At 56.4% G+C, this 15,959-nt stretch carries 11 protein-coding genes and 3 pseudogenes; 8 read left to right on the top strand and 6 right to left on the bottom strand.

The genetic code is table 11. The features are described from left to right. Positions 1–1,187: 1,187 nt before the first annotated feature. Positions 1,188–1,439: a Lar family restriction alleviation protein gene (locus JQ580_RS34390; RefSeq protein ID WP_212284849.1), complete on the bottom strand. Its 252-nt coding sequence runs from the start codon at positions 1,437–1,439 to the stop codon at positions 1,188–1,190. 159 nt (positions 1,440–1,598) lie between these two features. Here JQ580_RS34390 and JQ580_RS31370 point away from each other — a divergent pair. Both JQ580_RS31370 and JQ580_RS31375 read left to right on the top strand, forming a co-directional pair. Beyond that, positions 1,599–1,895 (top strand): annotated as a pseudogene (locus tag JQ580_RS31370) (IS66 family transposase); the annotation flags it as partial. Positions 1,896–3,040: 1,145 nt separating this feature from the next. Continuing rightward, the gene (locus JQ580_RS31375) at positions 3,041–3,493 is read left to right on the top strand and encodes a PEPxxWA-CTERM sorting domain-containing protein (protein WP_212284851.1); all 453 of its coding nucleotides are present in this window, start codon (positions 3,041–3,043) and stop codon (positions 3,491–3,493) included. Between the two features lie 212 nt (positions 3,494–3,705). Here the strand turns inward: JQ580_RS31375 and JQ580_RS31380 are convergent, their stop codons facing one another. Together JQ580_RS31380 and JQ580_RS31385 are read right to left on the bottom strand one after the other, a co-directional pair. Beyond that, the gene (locus tag JQ580_RS31380; protein WP_212284853.1) at positions 3,706–6,012 is read right to left on the bottom strand and encodes a M10 family metallopeptidase C-terminal domain-containing protein; all 2,307 of its coding nucleotides are present in this window, start codon (positions 6,010–6,012) and stop codon (positions 3,706–3,708) included. 308 nt (positions 6,013–6,320) lie between these two features. Beyond that, positions 6,321–7,469: pseudogene (locus JQ580_RS31385) on the bottom strand (IS3 family transposase). A 443-nt stretch (positions 7,470–7,912) separates the two neighbouring features. Here JQ580_RS31385 and JQ580_RS31390 point away from each other — a divergent pair. After that, the gene (locus JQ580_RS31390) at positions 7,913–8,158 is read left to right on the top strand and encodes a hypothetical protein (protein WP_212284855.1); all 246 of its coding nucleotides are present in this window, start codon (positions 7,913–7,915) and stop codon (positions 8,156–8,158) included. Between the two features lie 19 nt (positions 8,159–8,177). Beyond that, positions 8,178–8,348, top strand: a complete 171-nt coding sequence (locus JQ580_RS31395; protein WP_212284857.1) for a hypothetical protein — start codon at positions 8,178–8,180, stop codon at positions 8,346–8,348. A gap of 4 nt (positions 8,349–8,352) precedes the next feature. Here the strand turns inward: JQ580_RS31395 and JQ580_RS31400 are convergent, their stop codons facing one another. Further along, positions 8,353–8,586, bottom strand: coding sequence for a phage fiber-tail adaptor protein (locus JQ580_RS31400; RefSeq protein ID WP_212284859.1), 234 nt, complete (start codon positions 8,584–8,586; stop codon positions 8,353–8,355). Between the two features lie 561 nt (positions 8,587–9,147). Here JQ580_RS31400 and JQ580_RS31405 point away from each other — a divergent pair. Both JQ580_RS31405 and JQ580_RS34395 read left to right on the top strand, forming a co-directional pair. Beyond that, positions 9,148–9,957 (top strand): PEPxxWA-CTERM sorting domain-containing protein, encoded by an 810-nt coding sequence (locus JQ580_RS31405; RefSeq protein ID WP_212284861.1) that lies wholly within the window; start codon positions 9,148–9,150, stop codon positions 9,955–9,957. 1,907 nt (positions 9,958–11,864) lie between these two features. Then, positions 11,865–11,978 (top strand): annotated as a pseudogene (locus JQ580_RS34395) (PEPxxWA-CTERM sorting domain-containing protein); the annotation flags it as partial. Positions 11,979–12,721: 743 nt separating this feature from the next. Here JQ580_RS34395 and JQ580_RS31415 read toward each other — a convergent pair. After that, complete coding sequence (locus JQ580_RS31415) at positions 12,722–13,330, bottom strand: type I restriction enzyme subunit R domain-containing protein (protein ID WP_212284865.1); 609 nt, start codon at positions 13,328–13,330, stop codon at positions 12,722–12,724. Here JQ580_RS31415 and JQ580_RS31420 point away from each other — a divergent pair. Both JQ580_RS31420 and JQ580_RS31425 read left to right on the top strand, forming a co-directional pair. Further along, entirely contained in the window at positions 13,250–13,945 is a 696-nt protein-coding gene (locus JQ580_RS31420) for a RelA/SpoT domain-containing protein (RefSeq protein ID WP_249134576.1), read from the top strand. The two genes, JQ580_RS31415 and JQ580_RS31420, sit on opposite strands and share 81 nt — an antisense overlap. Then, positions 13,911–14,195 carry a hypothetical protein gene (locus JQ580_RS31425; RefSeq protein WP_212284868.1) on the top strand — a complete coding sequence of 95 codons (285 nt, stop codon included), beginning with the start codon at positions 13,911–13,913 and terminating at the stop codon, positions 14,193–14,195. Before JQ580_RS31420 ends, JQ580_RS31425 begins: the two co-directional genes overlap by 35 nt. Before the next feature lie 351 nt (positions 14,196–14,546). On the opposite strand, the gene ligD is transcribed toward JQ580_RS31425, so the two are convergent. Beyond that, on the bottom strand, positions 14,547–15,431 hold the full coding sequence (gene ligD / locus JQ580_RS31430) for a non-homologous end-joining DNA ligase (protein ID WP_249134580.1): 885 nt from the start codon (positions 15,429–15,431) through the stop codon (positions 14,547–14,549). Positions 15,432–15,959: the final 528 nt, after the last annotated feature.

Raw genomic sequence — 15,959 nt, forward strand, 5'->3', positions numbered from 1 at the left:
CCCAAACCGGCGCACCTGTCCGATTTCGCTCGCTACGCGCGATCTTCTTGGCGATCTCCTCCGCTTCCTTTTTGCTAGGATGACCCGTGATCGATCGCCGGCCAGGGTTCTCCTCGAACACAACGAAGGTGGAGACGCGGATCTCACATCGATGGTTCAGGTCGCCGTCATCGCAGCAGATTAAACGGACGTGCGTGTAAGGCTCGGGCATTCCGCCATCGAAACTTTCCGCTCTTCAGAGTCAAATTATCCATCCCTAGGGGCGCCGAACGGGCGTGAGCTACAGCCGGTGGTGTTAAGAGGCAAACTATAAAGCTGCCGACTCCAGGGCTGCAAAATTGATCCTGACGACACTGGTGCAGCAGTCTTCGGATGGTAACCTCACTTCAACGGTTTGGAGCGACTGTCGTTCTGTCGCGGATTGGTGACGAGTACCGCGGTACGCATGGGCATTGAGAACCCGCCGGCACTTAAGCTGGCGGGTTTTTCATACTACCTAGCAGCGCTTCAATAACGAGAGCGGCAAACCCCGCCGTAGTAGTCAAAGCCGTCAGGACAGACCGCCGAGCCGCTGCGTGTCCATCGCGGGCGAACGGCCTGACTTCCGCCCCGTCCATAGCTCTCCCGATAGCCGCCGTAACCGCGAGGCCAGCAGGCACCACGTCTGTAGTCATGCCCTTCGGGACAAACCGCTGAGCCATCATAGGTCCACTGGGGCCGCACCTGGGCAAACCCCGCATCTGCCGAGAGCAGGGTGGCGATGCCGACGAACGTTGCTGCGAACATTGACTTCATTTATTGTTCCTCCGAGCGACTAACGGCTAACAGTTCCCGCGGTTCCATTTGTCATTTTGGAAGGCAGAGCCTGTACCGGGCCACGTAGTCGTAGAAGGGCGGGCAAACAGCGGAACCGCTTCGATTGCGCTGAGCGCGAACGGCACCCGACATCGCCGATCGGGAAACGCAGCGCCGGATCCGGGCGAGGTAGTCGTAGTCCTGCGGACACACCGCCGATCCGGCTCTATTCCAGGACGCTCGAACCTCAGGCGGCACATCTCGAGCCTCATCAATCAATCCGGCAAATGCTGGTGACGAGGCGAGTAGAGCCAATAGCAGCAGTACCTGTAATCTAGACATGCCCCTCGTTAGTTCTGAGAACCTGAACACGTCCTGAACTTCTCAGGCGTTCACGCGGGCGGGCCTGCTCTATTGCGGGCGTTCCAAATATCCCCGGCGGCCTCTGCCGTTTTGTAAGTCACGTCCATCTCTGCCGGGCACACTTTGCACATGATGACAAGCTTGCCAGGCGTTCGAGCTCTCAATTGAAAAGCTGCGTCGCCGCCGCAAAAGGGGCACGGCAACAGCTGCGCCTGAACATCCGCAAACACATAAGGTAGCCGATAGGGAGGGCGCAATCGATTCCAAAGGGCTCGAAACATGGCAACTCCTTTGGGAAGGCGCTAAGAGCGGTGGTCGTCAGGTGGTAACCTGACTTCAACGGTTTAAGCTATTGTAGCCCTATCGCGGATTGGTGACGAGTACCACGGGACGCATGGGCATTGAGAGCCCGCTGGCTTCTGGCCAGCGGGTTTTCCATGCTGACGCGCTTCATTGCCGACGGCCGCGTCAAGATCGATTCCAACGTCGTCGAGCGCGCTATCCGCCCAATCGCGCTCGACCGCAAGAACGCCCCGTTCGCTGGCTCGGATGGCGGCGGCGAACACTGGGCCGTCATCGCCTCATCGATCGAACCCGGCAAGCTCATCGGCATCGAACCCCACGCCTATCTCGCCGACGTCATCACCCGCATCGTCAACGACCTCCCCAACAGCCAGATCGACGAACTGCTACCCTGGGCCTATCTCGCTACCCAAGAACGCTGGCGCGTGGCCTGAGAACATCGCTTACCGTTAAATTAATGAGGTTCGATCAGTCCTGCCGGGATCGCCACCTAAAACTCATAATTATCAAAGGCATTTTCCCCAATCGTGCGATTGATCAACGCGATGTTTAACGAGAAACAAATGCGGGGAAATGCCGGCTTTTGCGATGATTGAGGCACAAAAACCCCGGAGCGTTTCCGCTTTTCGAAACGGTGGGCGCTGGTGCACCAGCGTCGAATTCTTATTTGGCGGGCATGCGTATCGCGTTCGAATTCTGCCTGCCGACGTCTGCCAAGTTGGTCCCTGTCGGCCCCCACTGAATCCAATAAATCAAATATTACGGCTATCGCCTGCGCGTTAAGCGCAACGGCAACGTTGAAGAACTGCGTCGGGATGCCGAGGGCATCGCCTCAAGATGCAGAGGTTCTTCCATACGATTTGCCGGCAAGCAGACTGACTAATTCCAGCTTGTCGCCTCGTGCCAGTCTTCGCGAGAACAGCCTTTACTTGGATCCCTACTGTGGCCACGCTGACTTTGGGCGCCTGGGCTAGATCGTCGATATTCAAAGCGCTGCCTATTCCGTGTGTTACCCGTGCCTCTGCGGGAGTTAAGTCGAACAGGCCCTGCAAGATTTCTGCACCGGGCACACTGGCCTGCTCAAGGGGCGTTACAAGCACGATAGCCGAAGTGTCGAGAAATATGTCGTGCACTAGACCGCGCACTGGCAGCAAATGGACAATAATTAGGGGCAGGTAGTCGTTTGATGGCAATGGAATGGAGCCGACATTTCGCTCTGAAGCTCTTCCGGCTACAGCCTCAACCGCTGCCGCAAACAGCTCGTCTGCGCGGCGGTCAACCAGTCGCAGCCGCTCAGAACGATCCTGGAAGACTTTTGGGAGCAATCTTTCAAATGATTTATTTGCCGCCCGCAGCTTACCGCTAGGAGGGATAACCGCTCCCGGAATGTCCAAGGCCTCCAATAGGCTGACCACTGCCCAAGCGCGCTGCAAACCAGCTCGCATCGAAAGCAAGGCAGCTCGCGCTAAGTGAGGTCGTAAGGGATCCAGCCTTAGGCAATCCTCCCGCGAGAATGGTCCCGTTTGGAAACGTCGCTCTATACTGTAGATGGCGACCTCTCCGGTGGGCATTGTGATCCATGTTCCCCCGTAACGATGCTTCGGGCAGCTACGGATTCACTACGACTGGTGACGGTCAGGCCGGGAGCTTTCAATCCTACCTTGGAATAGATGGGCCCGGCGTAGCGGTCTACAGAACGACTGACGTAGAAACCCCAAGCCTTGGGACTTTGAACAGCCGCTATCTGTTCCAGCCGAACCAGCTCTACCATGTCACAATAATTGCCGAGGGCCCGGCGGGGGTCGGTAACGACCCTGGAACGGCAAGCTTTTGGGCACAGGTCGATCCGGTATTCAAGATCGATCCCAGCTTTGCCGATGCGGCTAGTTATTCGTTTATCATGAGTGACAGCATCGGAAACACAATCTCTGCTGTTCCTGAACCTTCAACCTGGGCCATGATGCTGTTAGGCTTTGTCGGGATCGGTGCGACGACATTCCAACGGCGGAAAAGTACGGCTGTACCCGCCTAAGGCAAGGCCCGCGTTTGAAAAGGCGACGTGCGCAAGCCGATAAACCCGAGACGACCATTATGGAGCGCGGGCACGAGGTCAACATTGGCCATTCGGCCACGTCCCTACGGCTGTGACCGGAATAGTTGAGAGCGGAATTGATGAATTGATGGCGGCCTCATCCTGGCCGATGGTGACGATAGATGGAAAGATTGCTGCGGGCTTCAGTAGGGCTAGACTATCTCGTACGTTCCATTTGGGTGGTGGATGTAGGACTGCGCGAGATGGTTTTGAGAGTCATAAGTGTAGATCGCGTAGTCGACATTTCCGGAATAGCTATACCGAGTGTAAAGTGATGAACCGTTGTCGTTTACGACCGTGACGTAGTCCGGTCGACCTTGGGAATCGTAACCCGTGATGGCTTGGCTCCAAGATTGATTACCGGCGTAGTCGTAGCTCGTGACGAGAGTTACCTCTTTATAGATCGAGGTTGCCTGAAGGCGACCCTGTTCATCGTACGTGGTTACGGCCATGTTCCAAGGATTGACGTGGTTCGTATTGTAGTCTGTCAAAAACCCTGGCCCAACGTCATTCTTGTCAAAGATTGAGTTTAGTTTGCCTTGGGCATCGTAAGTGCGGATCTCGATCGACCATGGAAAAGCGTTCCCAACGTCTTGGGTAGTCGTGGTGGTTCCGCCTGTGGCGTTGGGATCAGAACTAAATTCCAAAAGCTCGACGTTCCGGACTAGATCAGTTCCTTCTGGGGATCCGGGCCGCAAATCAGTGACATTGAACGATCCATCTGGATTAAGAGACCATCGAAAATTCTCGGGACTTCCGGAAAAAGCAGCGGTGTCTACACCACCCCCACCGTCGATAGTGTCGCTTCCCGGTCCGCCCGAAAGTCGGTCATTACCGGTGCTTCCCGTTGAGACGTCAGCGCCAACGCCGCCAACATGGAATTCCTTCCACGCTCCCCAAGCCGTGCCGTCAAATGCGCGGACCCAGAGGTCGTCGGACCCCGAGCCGCTTTGAAATGTCGTTCCCGACAACTGACCCGCACTAACGTCGATAACTTGACGGGCATCTTTGGCAATTCCGCCGACTACAAAATGGCCGCTTGTCGGATCGGTGGTAGCGTCCAAGAGCTGATAAGCTCCAATGCTGTCTCCATCGGCATCGTTGACGTAGAATAGGCTTGATGCCGCGATGTTTTGATTAAGCGTCGGCGTAACATCGACCGCGCTTACGACTGGCGCGACGTTCGTGGACACATACAAAGCCGTACTTGCGACCATGCCATCGGAGAACTGAAATAGCTCTACGTCTGAAACGGTGTCCGTTCCGTCGGGAGCCCCGGAGCGCAAATCGACTATCGTAAAAATCTGCGTAGCTGCGTTGTAAGTAACATTGTAGCTAGCCCTCACTCCGGAATAGACCGCGGTATCTGTGCCAGAACCGCCGAAGATAACATCGTTGCCTCCGCCGCCGGTCATAGTGTCATTGCCCGCGCCGCCGATCAACGTGTTGGCGATGGCATTCCCGATGAGCGTGTCATTGCCGGAGCCGCCGATGGCATTGTCGATGTAGGAACGCGCATCGCTGTTATAGAGATACGCGTTGTAGACATTACCTGACGCATAATGACCGTCTCCGAGATAGGCCAATTGGTCGGTGGAAAATAGCGACGATGCTCCGGGATTGAGGTTGATCCTCAAGTCCGTTACGTAGTTCGACAGATCGTAGGTGTCGATACCTCCGCCATCCCAAATGGTCTCAAAGATACGATTAGCAGCCCCGCCTATACCGTCACCCGGCATTGGCTGGCCAACACCATTGATAAATTCCTGTCCAGTCGTCGGGTTCCACGTGTACATCGTGTTGCCGCTCTGGGTCGCAAAGTTCGCGCCGTACATAGTTTGCAAAGCGAGTATATCGTTTGCCATATACGTTTGAACGTAACCGTAGTCCTCGTTTGCGTAGCTCCCCGTCACATCTGCCCCCGCGTAGCTGCGGTAGCTCATGACGGTGTATTCGAGGTTGTCGTGGGCGGTTGGCAATGCGACATTCGCGACTCCGCCGCCATCCTGGCTGTGCTTGAGGCCAAACGAGTGTCCGAGTTCGTGGAGCGCGTCGGCGAAGTAGTAATTGCCGAGCGAAGCTTCCGAAAAGTCATAGGTGGTTCCGAACCAAGCGTCGCCACCTTCTGCATAGGCCGGATCAGGCAGATAGGCCCACGACGTGGGATTGACGACGGAGGTCTGCGCAATAGCAATATCGGCGTTGTCAGCCCCAGCGAACTGCACAACGAGATTTGTGTAGCTCATCACGAGCGAGACCGCATAAATCACGGCAGTTTGAATCGCAGCCGGTACTGCCGAAAAAGACGGATCTGTCGTTTCTCCATAGCCGTAATCGGCGGAATAATTGAGAGGTGAGTCGGGAAAGCTGTAAGTCACTATCCCCGACCAGGCCGTACCGCCCAGCAAGCCATCAATATCCTGATTGCCAGTTGCTGAGACGGAAACCACGCTAGCCATTGGATAACCCTCAACTCGAACGCTCAGAGCAATGGAGGGACAGTTCATTGAGATCGGGTAAATGGCGTCCCATTCGCATTTGATCTGGCGTCTCTGCTAGAAGGCGCGTTAACCGTCGATTAACCATGTGCGCTTGGTTAGGTGATGCTTAGTGAAATGGATGCTGAGGTGATTCTAGCAATGCGACTGATCCGGAAATTCGCATTTGTAGGCATGTTGTTAAGCCTGACACTCCCAGCTGTTGCAGCTGATCCTCCTATGGATACGGGTCCGGCGACTGAGCTGCTGCCGGTTTGATGGACACCCGGTTAAGCTAATTCTACCTTGCGCTCGAACTCAACCGGGCTGAGATAGCCGAGGGTCGAATGCCTGCGGGTCGTGTTGTAAAATCGTTCGATGTAGTCGAACACATCGGCTCGCGCCTCGTCTCTGGTCCTGTAGGTTTTGCTCTCCGTCCGTTCGGTCTTGAGCGACGAGAAGAAGCTCTCCATCGCTGCATTGTCCCAGACGTTGCCGGAACGGCTCATGCTGCAGACGATGCCGTGGTCGGCCATCAAACGCTGGAACTGCTCGCTTGTGTACTGGCTGCCCTGGTCCGAGTGGTGCAACAGCGCATCCGGCTTACACCGCCGCCAGACTGCCATCAGAAGTGCATCTGTTACGAGCTGTGTCGTCATGGCGGCGCTCATCGACCACCCCACTACCCGGCGTGCGAACAGATCGACCACTGCTGCGACGTAGAGCCAGCCCTCGGCCGTCCAGAGATACGTAAAGTCGGCGATCCACTTCTGGTTCGGCCGCTCGGCGGTGAACTGCCAGTCAAGGAAGTTCGCCGGCACGGCCTCGAGCTGTCGATCGCCGCTGTCCTTCGCCAAGCGCCGGCGTCGCGGTCGCGCCCGCAAGCCCTGCAGGCGCATCAGTCGCTCGATTTAGTGGAGGCCACAGTCCGCCCCATCGGCGAGCAGATCACGCCACACCCGGCGCGCACCATAGGTGCGGTCGCTCGCCATGAAGCTGGCCTTGACCTTGCCGCCGAGCTGTACTGCGGGATCTGGCGCTGGGAGAGCGGTTCAGCCAGGCATGGAAGCCCGACCGCGACACCCTCAGCGCATCGCATAGCCATGCCACCGGCCAGATCGCCCGGTGCTTCGCGATGAAGACGAACCTCATGTCGCTTCCTTCGCGAAGAAGGCTGCGGCCTCTTTTAAGATGTCCCGATCGGCCTTCAGTTTGGCAACCTCACGGCGCAGCCGCTCGATCTGCTGCTGCTCCGGCTTCATCTGTCCGTGGCCGGGAAAGGCCTGCCCCGGGTCGGCGCCGAACTCTTTCACCTATTTGCGCAGAACGTTCTCGTGAACATCCAGGTCGCGCCCGGCCTGCGCCACCGACACCCCACGTTCCCTGACCAGCTTGACCGCCTCGACCTTGAACTCGCGACTGAACTTCCGTCTCTTCATCGCCCACCTCCGGCTTCATGAAATACCTAATCTCGGTGTCCATCAAACCGGCAGCAGCTCATGGCAGCGGAAGCGCAGGCACAACGACCGCTGCCGCCGAGCGCGTACACTCTCTTGAAGGGAGTGGACCGCTCAGGACACCGGTGCCGCTCGAGTTGTGCTCAATTGCGACCAAGAAACGCCGCAACTGCGAGCGGTGACGCGCGATGCGCCGAGTGCGGTCAATTGATCCAACCCCACTTAACCTTAGAAAGTGACGTTAATCCGAAGATCGGCTTGGAGATTGCGAGCGCACCGGGCTACTGCTTGAAGCGCCGGGCGGGACTGGTCTTTCCCCAAGAAGTTGACCCCAAGACCACGATTTCAATCGTCCGGCACGGGCCGCCAGCGATACGCCCCCAGTCTGGCGGCCCACCCCACACTTTGAGAAGATTGGTGCGCGGATGCCGTTCGAAAATCTCTCAGACCACTTCATCATCCACATGTACGAAAGCATCCGCGATGAAGTGAGCGCCGATGCCAGGTCTGGAATTCGCCTCGTTGGCGAGCCCGCCAGGGAGCGAGCCGAGGAGCTGCGCCAGGAGATCGAGCGCCGCGGCCTGTTCTGCACGCCAATCGAATGGCCAGAGGAAAAGATCAGCACTTGTTACCCGGTTCACAGACGCGACACAGCCATCTGGCATGATTAGCGCGCATCCGGAGCCGCGAATGAAGCCGTCGTCGCCTACACTTACCTTGGCCCAGGTCAGGGCGGTCAAAGAGATCGAACAGCGGCTGGCAGAGCTGGAGCGAAGGCGTGAGTGCATCGAGCGCGCGATGCGCAGCGACGATGCGAAGGCCAAGCCGGCTGCACGCAAACGCGCCCACGCCGAGTGCTAGCCCGCTATTGCGACTTGAGCTTGACGGTCTGGTCCATGGTGCGACCGCCCGTGGTGACGATGCGGTTCTGCACCAGATAGGTCTCCCCCTCCGTGCCGCTTGACGGCAGCGTGCCGCCCAGAGTTCGGCTCGATCGGCAATCATTTGAGCGCGCAGGTTTCGCGTTGCCGAAATACTGCACTGAAGGCAGAACATCGGAGTGACAAAGCTCACCGCGGATTACCGTTGCAGCAATCATCGTTGCTGTCACCGCAGTAAACAGCTCTAGACCAATCTGATTCCTAAGCTTCCTACGACAGTTGGAGACCGCCTACGGACGGTCTTTTTGTTCGGTGGCGAAGTGGTTTAATCGGGACTAGAGACGCCAGCGGATGCAAACGTTGCCGGATGGCGTTATCGGGCCGACGAAGCGAATTGCTGGCGGTTGGCGGCGAGGATCTGCGGTTGCTGTCGCTCGAAGATGCGTAAAACCAATCTCGCAAGGCTGCTCCGCGGTCGCCCCGATGGCATCTTCATCGTGCCGAGCTTGAACGACCCGGGCGCGATACCCGAGATCACGGAGCGGCTGAACGCATCCTCGCCTTCACAATCGCACAGGCGGCCCAATGCGGGCATGAAGTCTCACTCTACGAGACAGCGGCTGAGCGGGCTACGCAGGCCCGCACGATGACACTCGGAGTTCTGCCAGGCGCGTGTACGTAGGTGTCGACAGGCCCTAACTCTCGATAATGAGGACGCTGCGGGGGACCGATAAACCATTAGATGTGCACAAAAAACGACCAAACCGACGGTTGACAAATTGTCGCGCCCTTTGCCAAATTTCAACTTTAATGAAATGGGGGTTACATTGAGAATTCTATTTTTTAGCAGCTTTGCTGTGGCATCGTTTATCGCTTCGCTGATGTCGGCGAATGCGGAGGTCGTCTCCCTACCGCCCTACTCACTCACAGCCGCTCCGAACCCTTCCTCCATGGGGTATACGTTAGACGGTTGGGATTACGTGCGGGCGACACCGTCGGTCGGCACCACTTCACTCAGTATTGGCGACAGCTATATCTCAACCAGTGTTGGACTTCATCCTTCGCCTTCAATATCAGTGTCTGGTAATGCAAGTGGTGCAAGAGTCTATGGTCTTGTGGAGCTTATCTATTATTTCACGATCACGGGTGCTGCGGGAGCCGTGCCAGTAAACATCCAGGCCGCGGGAGGCATCTCAAATTCCAACTGGGAAGCGGCATTTCAAGTAGATTCGATCAGTCTATACGACCAAACATCGCCACATGTAGCCGGGCTTGTGAGTGGTGCGGGAGTTCAAAGCTTCAGCATCAATCAAGTCTACAATCTACAAGCCAACGAGACCTATCGGGTTTACATGTTGGCAGCCGGTATATCCGACGCCGGCTCGTTCAACGCTTGGGTCGATCCGACATTCACAATCGATCCCGCGTTAGCCAGCCAGTACAGTCTTTATTTTAGTGACGACATTGGAAACGCGGTTTCGGCCGTTCCTGAACCTTCGACCTGGGCAATGCTGATTCTCGGCTTTGCCGGGGTTGGCTTCATGACCTATCGTCGGCGCAAACAATCAAACGCAATTAGCATAGCGTAAGCGGCAACACGAGACCGTTTGCTAGTTGCAAGGTTGCGGCGGGGGAGACGACAAACCGGGTCTCTCCAATGCATTTAGTTGGTGAGCTCCCGCGCAGTTCTGTCGACGAACGTCATTCTTTTGGTCAGTGACCGACTTGTCCGCGGCGCTCGGTGAAAGCCCCTCGCGTTTATTGGGACGTCCATCGACCCGCAGGTCTACAGGGCCATTAGGCTGACGCAGGTCGTTCTGCGCTAAGGCTGGTAACGAGGCTATCATCAGGCCAAATAGGCAAACAGTGAGCCGACGCATTGGGTTTTCCGAGAGTGAACCATTGCCGCAGGGATAGGCCTCCCATCAAGCATTTGTTCCTTATCTGGGAGCCCTCTCGCCCGAAGTAGTTGCAGTGGACGTAGGACCGCAGAGGCGATATCTCAGCGCATGCTTCGTAGATTGCTCGTTATGGTCGCTTGGTGCGCCTTGGCGTATATCGCTTATGTTACATTGTCGCCGGTTGAGCTCAGGCCCGAGACCAGCCCTCGCTCCGGAGTTTTTGATCGCTTCGTGGCCTATGGTCTTCTGGGAGCGTTGTTCGTAGCGGCCTATCCTCGCGACTTCGTGCGTGTGATGACTTTCGTCATTGCCGTCGCAGTTTCGCTTGAGTTACTGCAGAACCTAACTCCCGATCGCCATGCACGAGCTTTAGATTTTGTCGAAAAAGTCCTTGGAGCACTCGCAGGGGGTAGCCTGGCCAATCTTTTACAGATGCTAAGGACCAAGTTCAGCCAAAGATGGGAGATCCATTAGAAGAGCCCCAAAAGTAGTGAGGTAGCCCGCGTTGTGCGACTGACGAACAGGCGCGAAACAAGGAATCGCAAAGCCTGCGGAGTGTTCAGACCGCAGCCAGGCGCCCGCAATTTACGCCGGCTTCATAATTGCAACAGCGTTCGCGGTCTCGTCAATCACCCCCGTACTGCCGGTGCTGACGGATCCGATGTCGAGTTGCAGCATAAGGTCACAGCGTTGTATCCTAGGCCGACGAGCGCTTTTTTTGCTTGTTCCAGAATTAACCTGCGTTGCCCGTATCAAGCTTAATCCGCGAGTTCTGTTGCAGCTAGGGTAAGGGGCCGGACACCGGTTCGGACCTGGTCGACAAAGCCGTCGTGCCTTCAAACTCGGCGGCGTTCAGTGGCTCTGTAACGAAAAATGTTAGCGCCCCATCATCTAGAGGATCCGCCGTTTTGGCCATGGATCGTATTGATCATCGGATTTGGCGCGCTGGGGATAGGCACCCTCTTTGTGCTGGGTAAGCTTCTGATGGTGCTGTACGGTCATTAGCCGATCGATTTGCGCCACGGGAGTTCCAAGACTTCTCAAATTGACTCCGCAGTGCAACATAGTTATCAGAGTTTAAATATTCTATTTGAGGTCGCAGAATGAGATTTTTAGGCACTCTCGCAGCGTTGGTTTTCCTGGCTGCCTCTTCCGCTAGCGCTGCGCCTGTCATTGTTGACGGGAAGATGGACATTTTTGCAGCTAACCCAAACCCCATCGCTACGAGCGGAATCGCACCGCTGCATCTGACGTTGGTCGGCGGGATGACCTACACCTTCAGCGCAACTGGTCTGATAAGCTGCTGTAGCGGGAATGCCCCGACTGGCCCGAATGGTCAGAGCGCTTCTGCAGGCGTGATCACAAACGGGACTTCCAATCCGTGGGTCGGCCCATACTTCGATCAATTCGCGCTCGGGTTGACCGGTGTTTTCTACGACGGGTCCCATGTCTACTCGCCATTTTTGATGGGCGCCTCTGGTCAGTTCACAATGCCGGTAGGAGTCACGGACTTCTATCTTGGTACTGTTGATGCGGCGGCTGCGAATAGCCCATCAGGTTCTTACGGCGACAACACCGGCGCATTTAGTGTGACCATTGCAGCTGTTCCCGAGCCATCAACCTGGGCCATGTTGCTGCTGGGCTTCTGCGGCGTTGGCTTCGTGACCTATCGCCGCCGCAATCAGTCGTCTGCACTCAAGGCGGCCTGATATCCGGCCTAGTCGGTATGCGAAAGGCCGCCACCGGGCGGTCTTTTTGCAAGACACTGCGCAACCGTTGACTACGTGTGTAGGGCGCGGAAAGCTATAGTTTTCCGGAATCATGGGTTGTTGCATCATGAGTATCGAGAAGTTGAGCGACGAACACGCACTCAGAGAGCGAGCTGAAAAGCTCCGCGAGGAAATCGATTGCCGACGTTTGCGCCGACGACATGCCGAGTTGGGCAGATAGCATCGGAATTCGCAACTCCCAATTCTGCCCGATGGTCGCTGGTCCCGCCATTCCCCAAGAACGGCCCCAGGGGTTGGCGGCTGCCTGAGGTGTCCTCTCCTGCCCGGCAGCCTAAAGATTAAAGCGAGAGCAGTCTTACAAGCCATCTGGACAAGCAGTATCTCACACTTCTTGCATGCCTCTGGTCGGGGAATCCATTTTGGTGTCTGGACCAGGGCTTTTCGAAGGATGCAGAGCTATGGTGACCGGAGTGCTGCACAAGCCCGAACTTCTTACCAATCCGCCGAGCTGTTTCTCTTTCTTCAAGTTCAGCGGCGAGCTGACGCACATCTTCTCGCCAGCAATAGCGGCTGCAGTCCTCAGTGCGCAGACCCGTCGCCTCTTCGCAGCCGCCAATGTTCCATCGTTCCCTAGCCTTGCGCTGAGCTAGAGCACAATTGGAGTCCCGACGATTCCCGGCCCTAAGCTGTTGGTACTCTTCACGTCTTCCATCGCCGCTCAATCATAGTCGCTTCAGCAATCGTTGCACTTGCACGGCAGACCAATTGCCACTCCGTGGCGCCGCTATGCCGGCCTCGTTCAATCCTTGTGCAATGGCCCTTAAACTTGTCTTCCCCGCCGCTCGTAGCTCAGCGATAGTCGGCCCAAGATCTGCAGCCCTGGCATTGGCACGGGCTTGGAGAGCTGCCGTGGCCAATATTCGGGCTAAGTCACTCGGATTGACACCTCGATCGCCGCCGAGCTTGGTCCCTCGCCTCTTCGCAGCTGCTAACGCGTCTTTGGTGCGCCTGCTGATCATCCGCCGTTCTTCCTCAGCTACCATAGCCATTATTCCCACCGTCAGCCTGTTGGCGTTCGGCATATCTGCCGCGACAAAGTCGACCCCGGCTTTCTCCAGGCCCAGTAGGAAGTGAGCATCACGCGAGAGCCGATCCAACTTGGCAATGACCAGCTTCGCTCCGTAGATTCGACAGGCCTTGATCGCCTCTGCAAGCATAGGCCGATCGGTGCGCTTAGTGCGAGAGTATGCTTGGATCAGACCATGATAGCGAAGGTTTTTGTCAACATAGAGCGTGTTGACTTTCTTGGCGTCGAAGCCCGTCAAATACATGCTTACAACCAGCAGTACATCGACACGATCCTTATCCTGAAAACCTTCCTTATCGGTGGTTGTCGCGCGATTGTTTCGAGTGCGCACGGCGTTTCAAGTTTGTGCGAAAGTTATGCAGAGAGCGATCTGAAGCATATCCCTCAGCAAACTGACAATTACATCGATAACCCCAAGGAATCCGGCTATCGGGGCGTTCATCTCATTTACCGATATCACTCCGATAGAAGGCAAGATTACAACTCTTTGAAAATTGAGATGCAGTTGCGGTCGCAGTTTCAGCATGCGTGGGCAACTGCCGTTGAAACAGTCGGCGCCTTCGTGAAGCAAGCGCTCAAGTCCAGCTTGGGTGAGCAGGAGTGGCTTCGCTTTTTTGCTCTGATGGGTGGAGCTTTGGCGTTCAAAGAAAACACCGCACCAGTTCCAGGTACTCCAAACGCGTATCCTGATCTAGTTAAGGAGATAAAGGAATATGCACGCTCATTGGAGGTCTCAACTAGACTGAGGGCCTTTGCTGCTTCCCTGCAATATTACGAGGGCGCGCAATCTAAGAAAGATCACTACTATCTAATCGAACTCAACAATGCGCAACGAACCCGTGAGCGTCACCGGCTTTAAACAAAGCGAATCTGACAAAGCGACCGCCAAATATCTGGAAGTGGAAAAGAAGATAAAGGAAGCGAGTCCGAACTCGGATGCCGTTCTGGTTTCGGTGGATTCAATGAATTCGTTGCGCCAAGCATATCCAAATTACTTTCTGGATACCGGGGTGTTTTTAGGCGTGCTTCAGGAAATTCTTGCGCCGCCTCGAAAGATGCCACTCAAGCGAACCAGGAAGGTGACCAATCAATCTCGCAATTTGTCGTGACGATCTTCTTGAAGGCATCTTAGAAGTTTTTACCCGTTCATAAGTGCCAAGCTCCCGAACCAACGGTGTTGGTAAGTTGTCGTCTAATAGCGGTAAGGGAGGGCGGATTGCTAGCCGCCCGTCGTGCTGTCCAACGAAGAGTTCAAATGCTCACCAACTGCCGGCCAGTCCCTTTGCAATCAATGCAAGCGCAATCTGGCCCGACAATCTCTGGTGCGAACTTGCCCCAGTTGCCGTCGCCACCGCATTCGAGGCACCGGATTTCTGCCGCACCGCAGCCAAGATCAACAATCTCAATGTCGACCTCTGTATTGCAATTCCAGGCGCAGTAAACGACCGCGCTGCTGTCCGTCATAAGTCCTCTCTCAATCCCTTGAAGAATGGATGGCGCACCTTTCCCTCTGCCGACTTGGCCCGGTACTCGATCTCTGCGAGCAACTTGGGTTCAACCCAGATACCCCTATGCGCGATGCGCTTGGCGTAAGGCTGGGTCTTGCGCCGCAGCGGCTCCAGGCGCTGGCGCAGTTCGGCGGCTGAAGTCTTGTCGAAGCCGTGGTCGACCTTGCCGGCGTAGACGAGATCATCTCCCTTGCGGCGCCCGAGATATACGCCGTCCCACTTGCCTCCATCGAGCGCGAAGCCTGCGATGGTCAGGGTCTCCCGCTGCTTGCAGGTCGTCTTGACCCAACTGTTGCCCCGTCCGCTGCTGTAGACGCTGTCCCGAACCTTGGAGACGACGCCTTCAAGCCCGACCTTGCAGGCATGGGCGAACATTTCGCGGCCTGCGAGTTCGAAACTTTCGCTGAATTGCACGTCGGAGCCGGCAACGATCTTCTTCAGTTCGGCCTTGCGCTGAACCAGCGGCAGGCCGCGAATGTCGCGGCCGTTGAGATAGAGCAGGTCGAAGGCCACCAGCACGAGCTTGGTGGACGTGCCTTTCAACTCGTTCTGGAGCACCGAGAAGTCGGTCGTGCCGTCAGCAGCGGGGACGACGACCTCGCCGTCGATGATGGCCGAACCCGCCTTGATGTGCCAGGCGACATCGGCGATCTTCTTGAAGCGTCTCGTCCAGTCGTAGCCGCGGCGGGTGTAGATCGTCACGGCCTCATTGGCCATGTGCACCTGAACGCGATAACCGTCGAATTTGATCTCGTGAATCCATCGCTCTCCGGAGGGGACCCTCTCGATGGAGGACGCCAGGGCCGGTTGGATGAACTTCGGGAAGGGCGCCTTCATGCCGATCGACGGTGCCTTTGGCTGACGCCACGCCACTGAACAACTCCACGCAACAAACTCGATTGACTCGAATCTTTCTGCGACGATTCGTTCCGGGCCGGTCGATCCGCATCTGCAGGTTCTGCGAACCTACTGAATCCTTTGGCGTTTCGCAGCGCATGGAGATGCAACATGGCTTAGGGCGAAAAAACAGAACGCTCGCGGTCGCAAGCACTGAAGGCGTTCCGATTCTGGAACCTGCCCTCCATCCCGCGCGTTTCAGACGGAGCGTCCCGGAACGCAAAATGAAAATGCTGACTGAATATTTGGATCGAGCAGTTCAGCTTGAAAGCCTGGCAGCCGACGAGAGGGACAGGCAGTTCAAGGAGCAATTGCTGACGGCTGCGCAATCGTATCGCAAACTCGCAACAAAGCGCGCGCAGGACTACGGCCTGCCCCCGCCTAGGTTCTGTACCCAAACCCCTTGCGGGTGATGAGGCGGAGTGATTCAAGGCTTCCCAAAGGGAGGCTTTGATGGCTCGCTTCGAC

It is taken from the genome of Bradyrhizobium sp. SZCCT0148 (assembly GCF_018129985.1).
In the GTDB taxonomy this organism is placed as follows: Bacteria; Pseudomonadota; Alphaproteobacteria; order Rhizobiales; family Xanthobacteraceae; genus Bradyrhizobium; species Bradyrhizobium japonicum_H.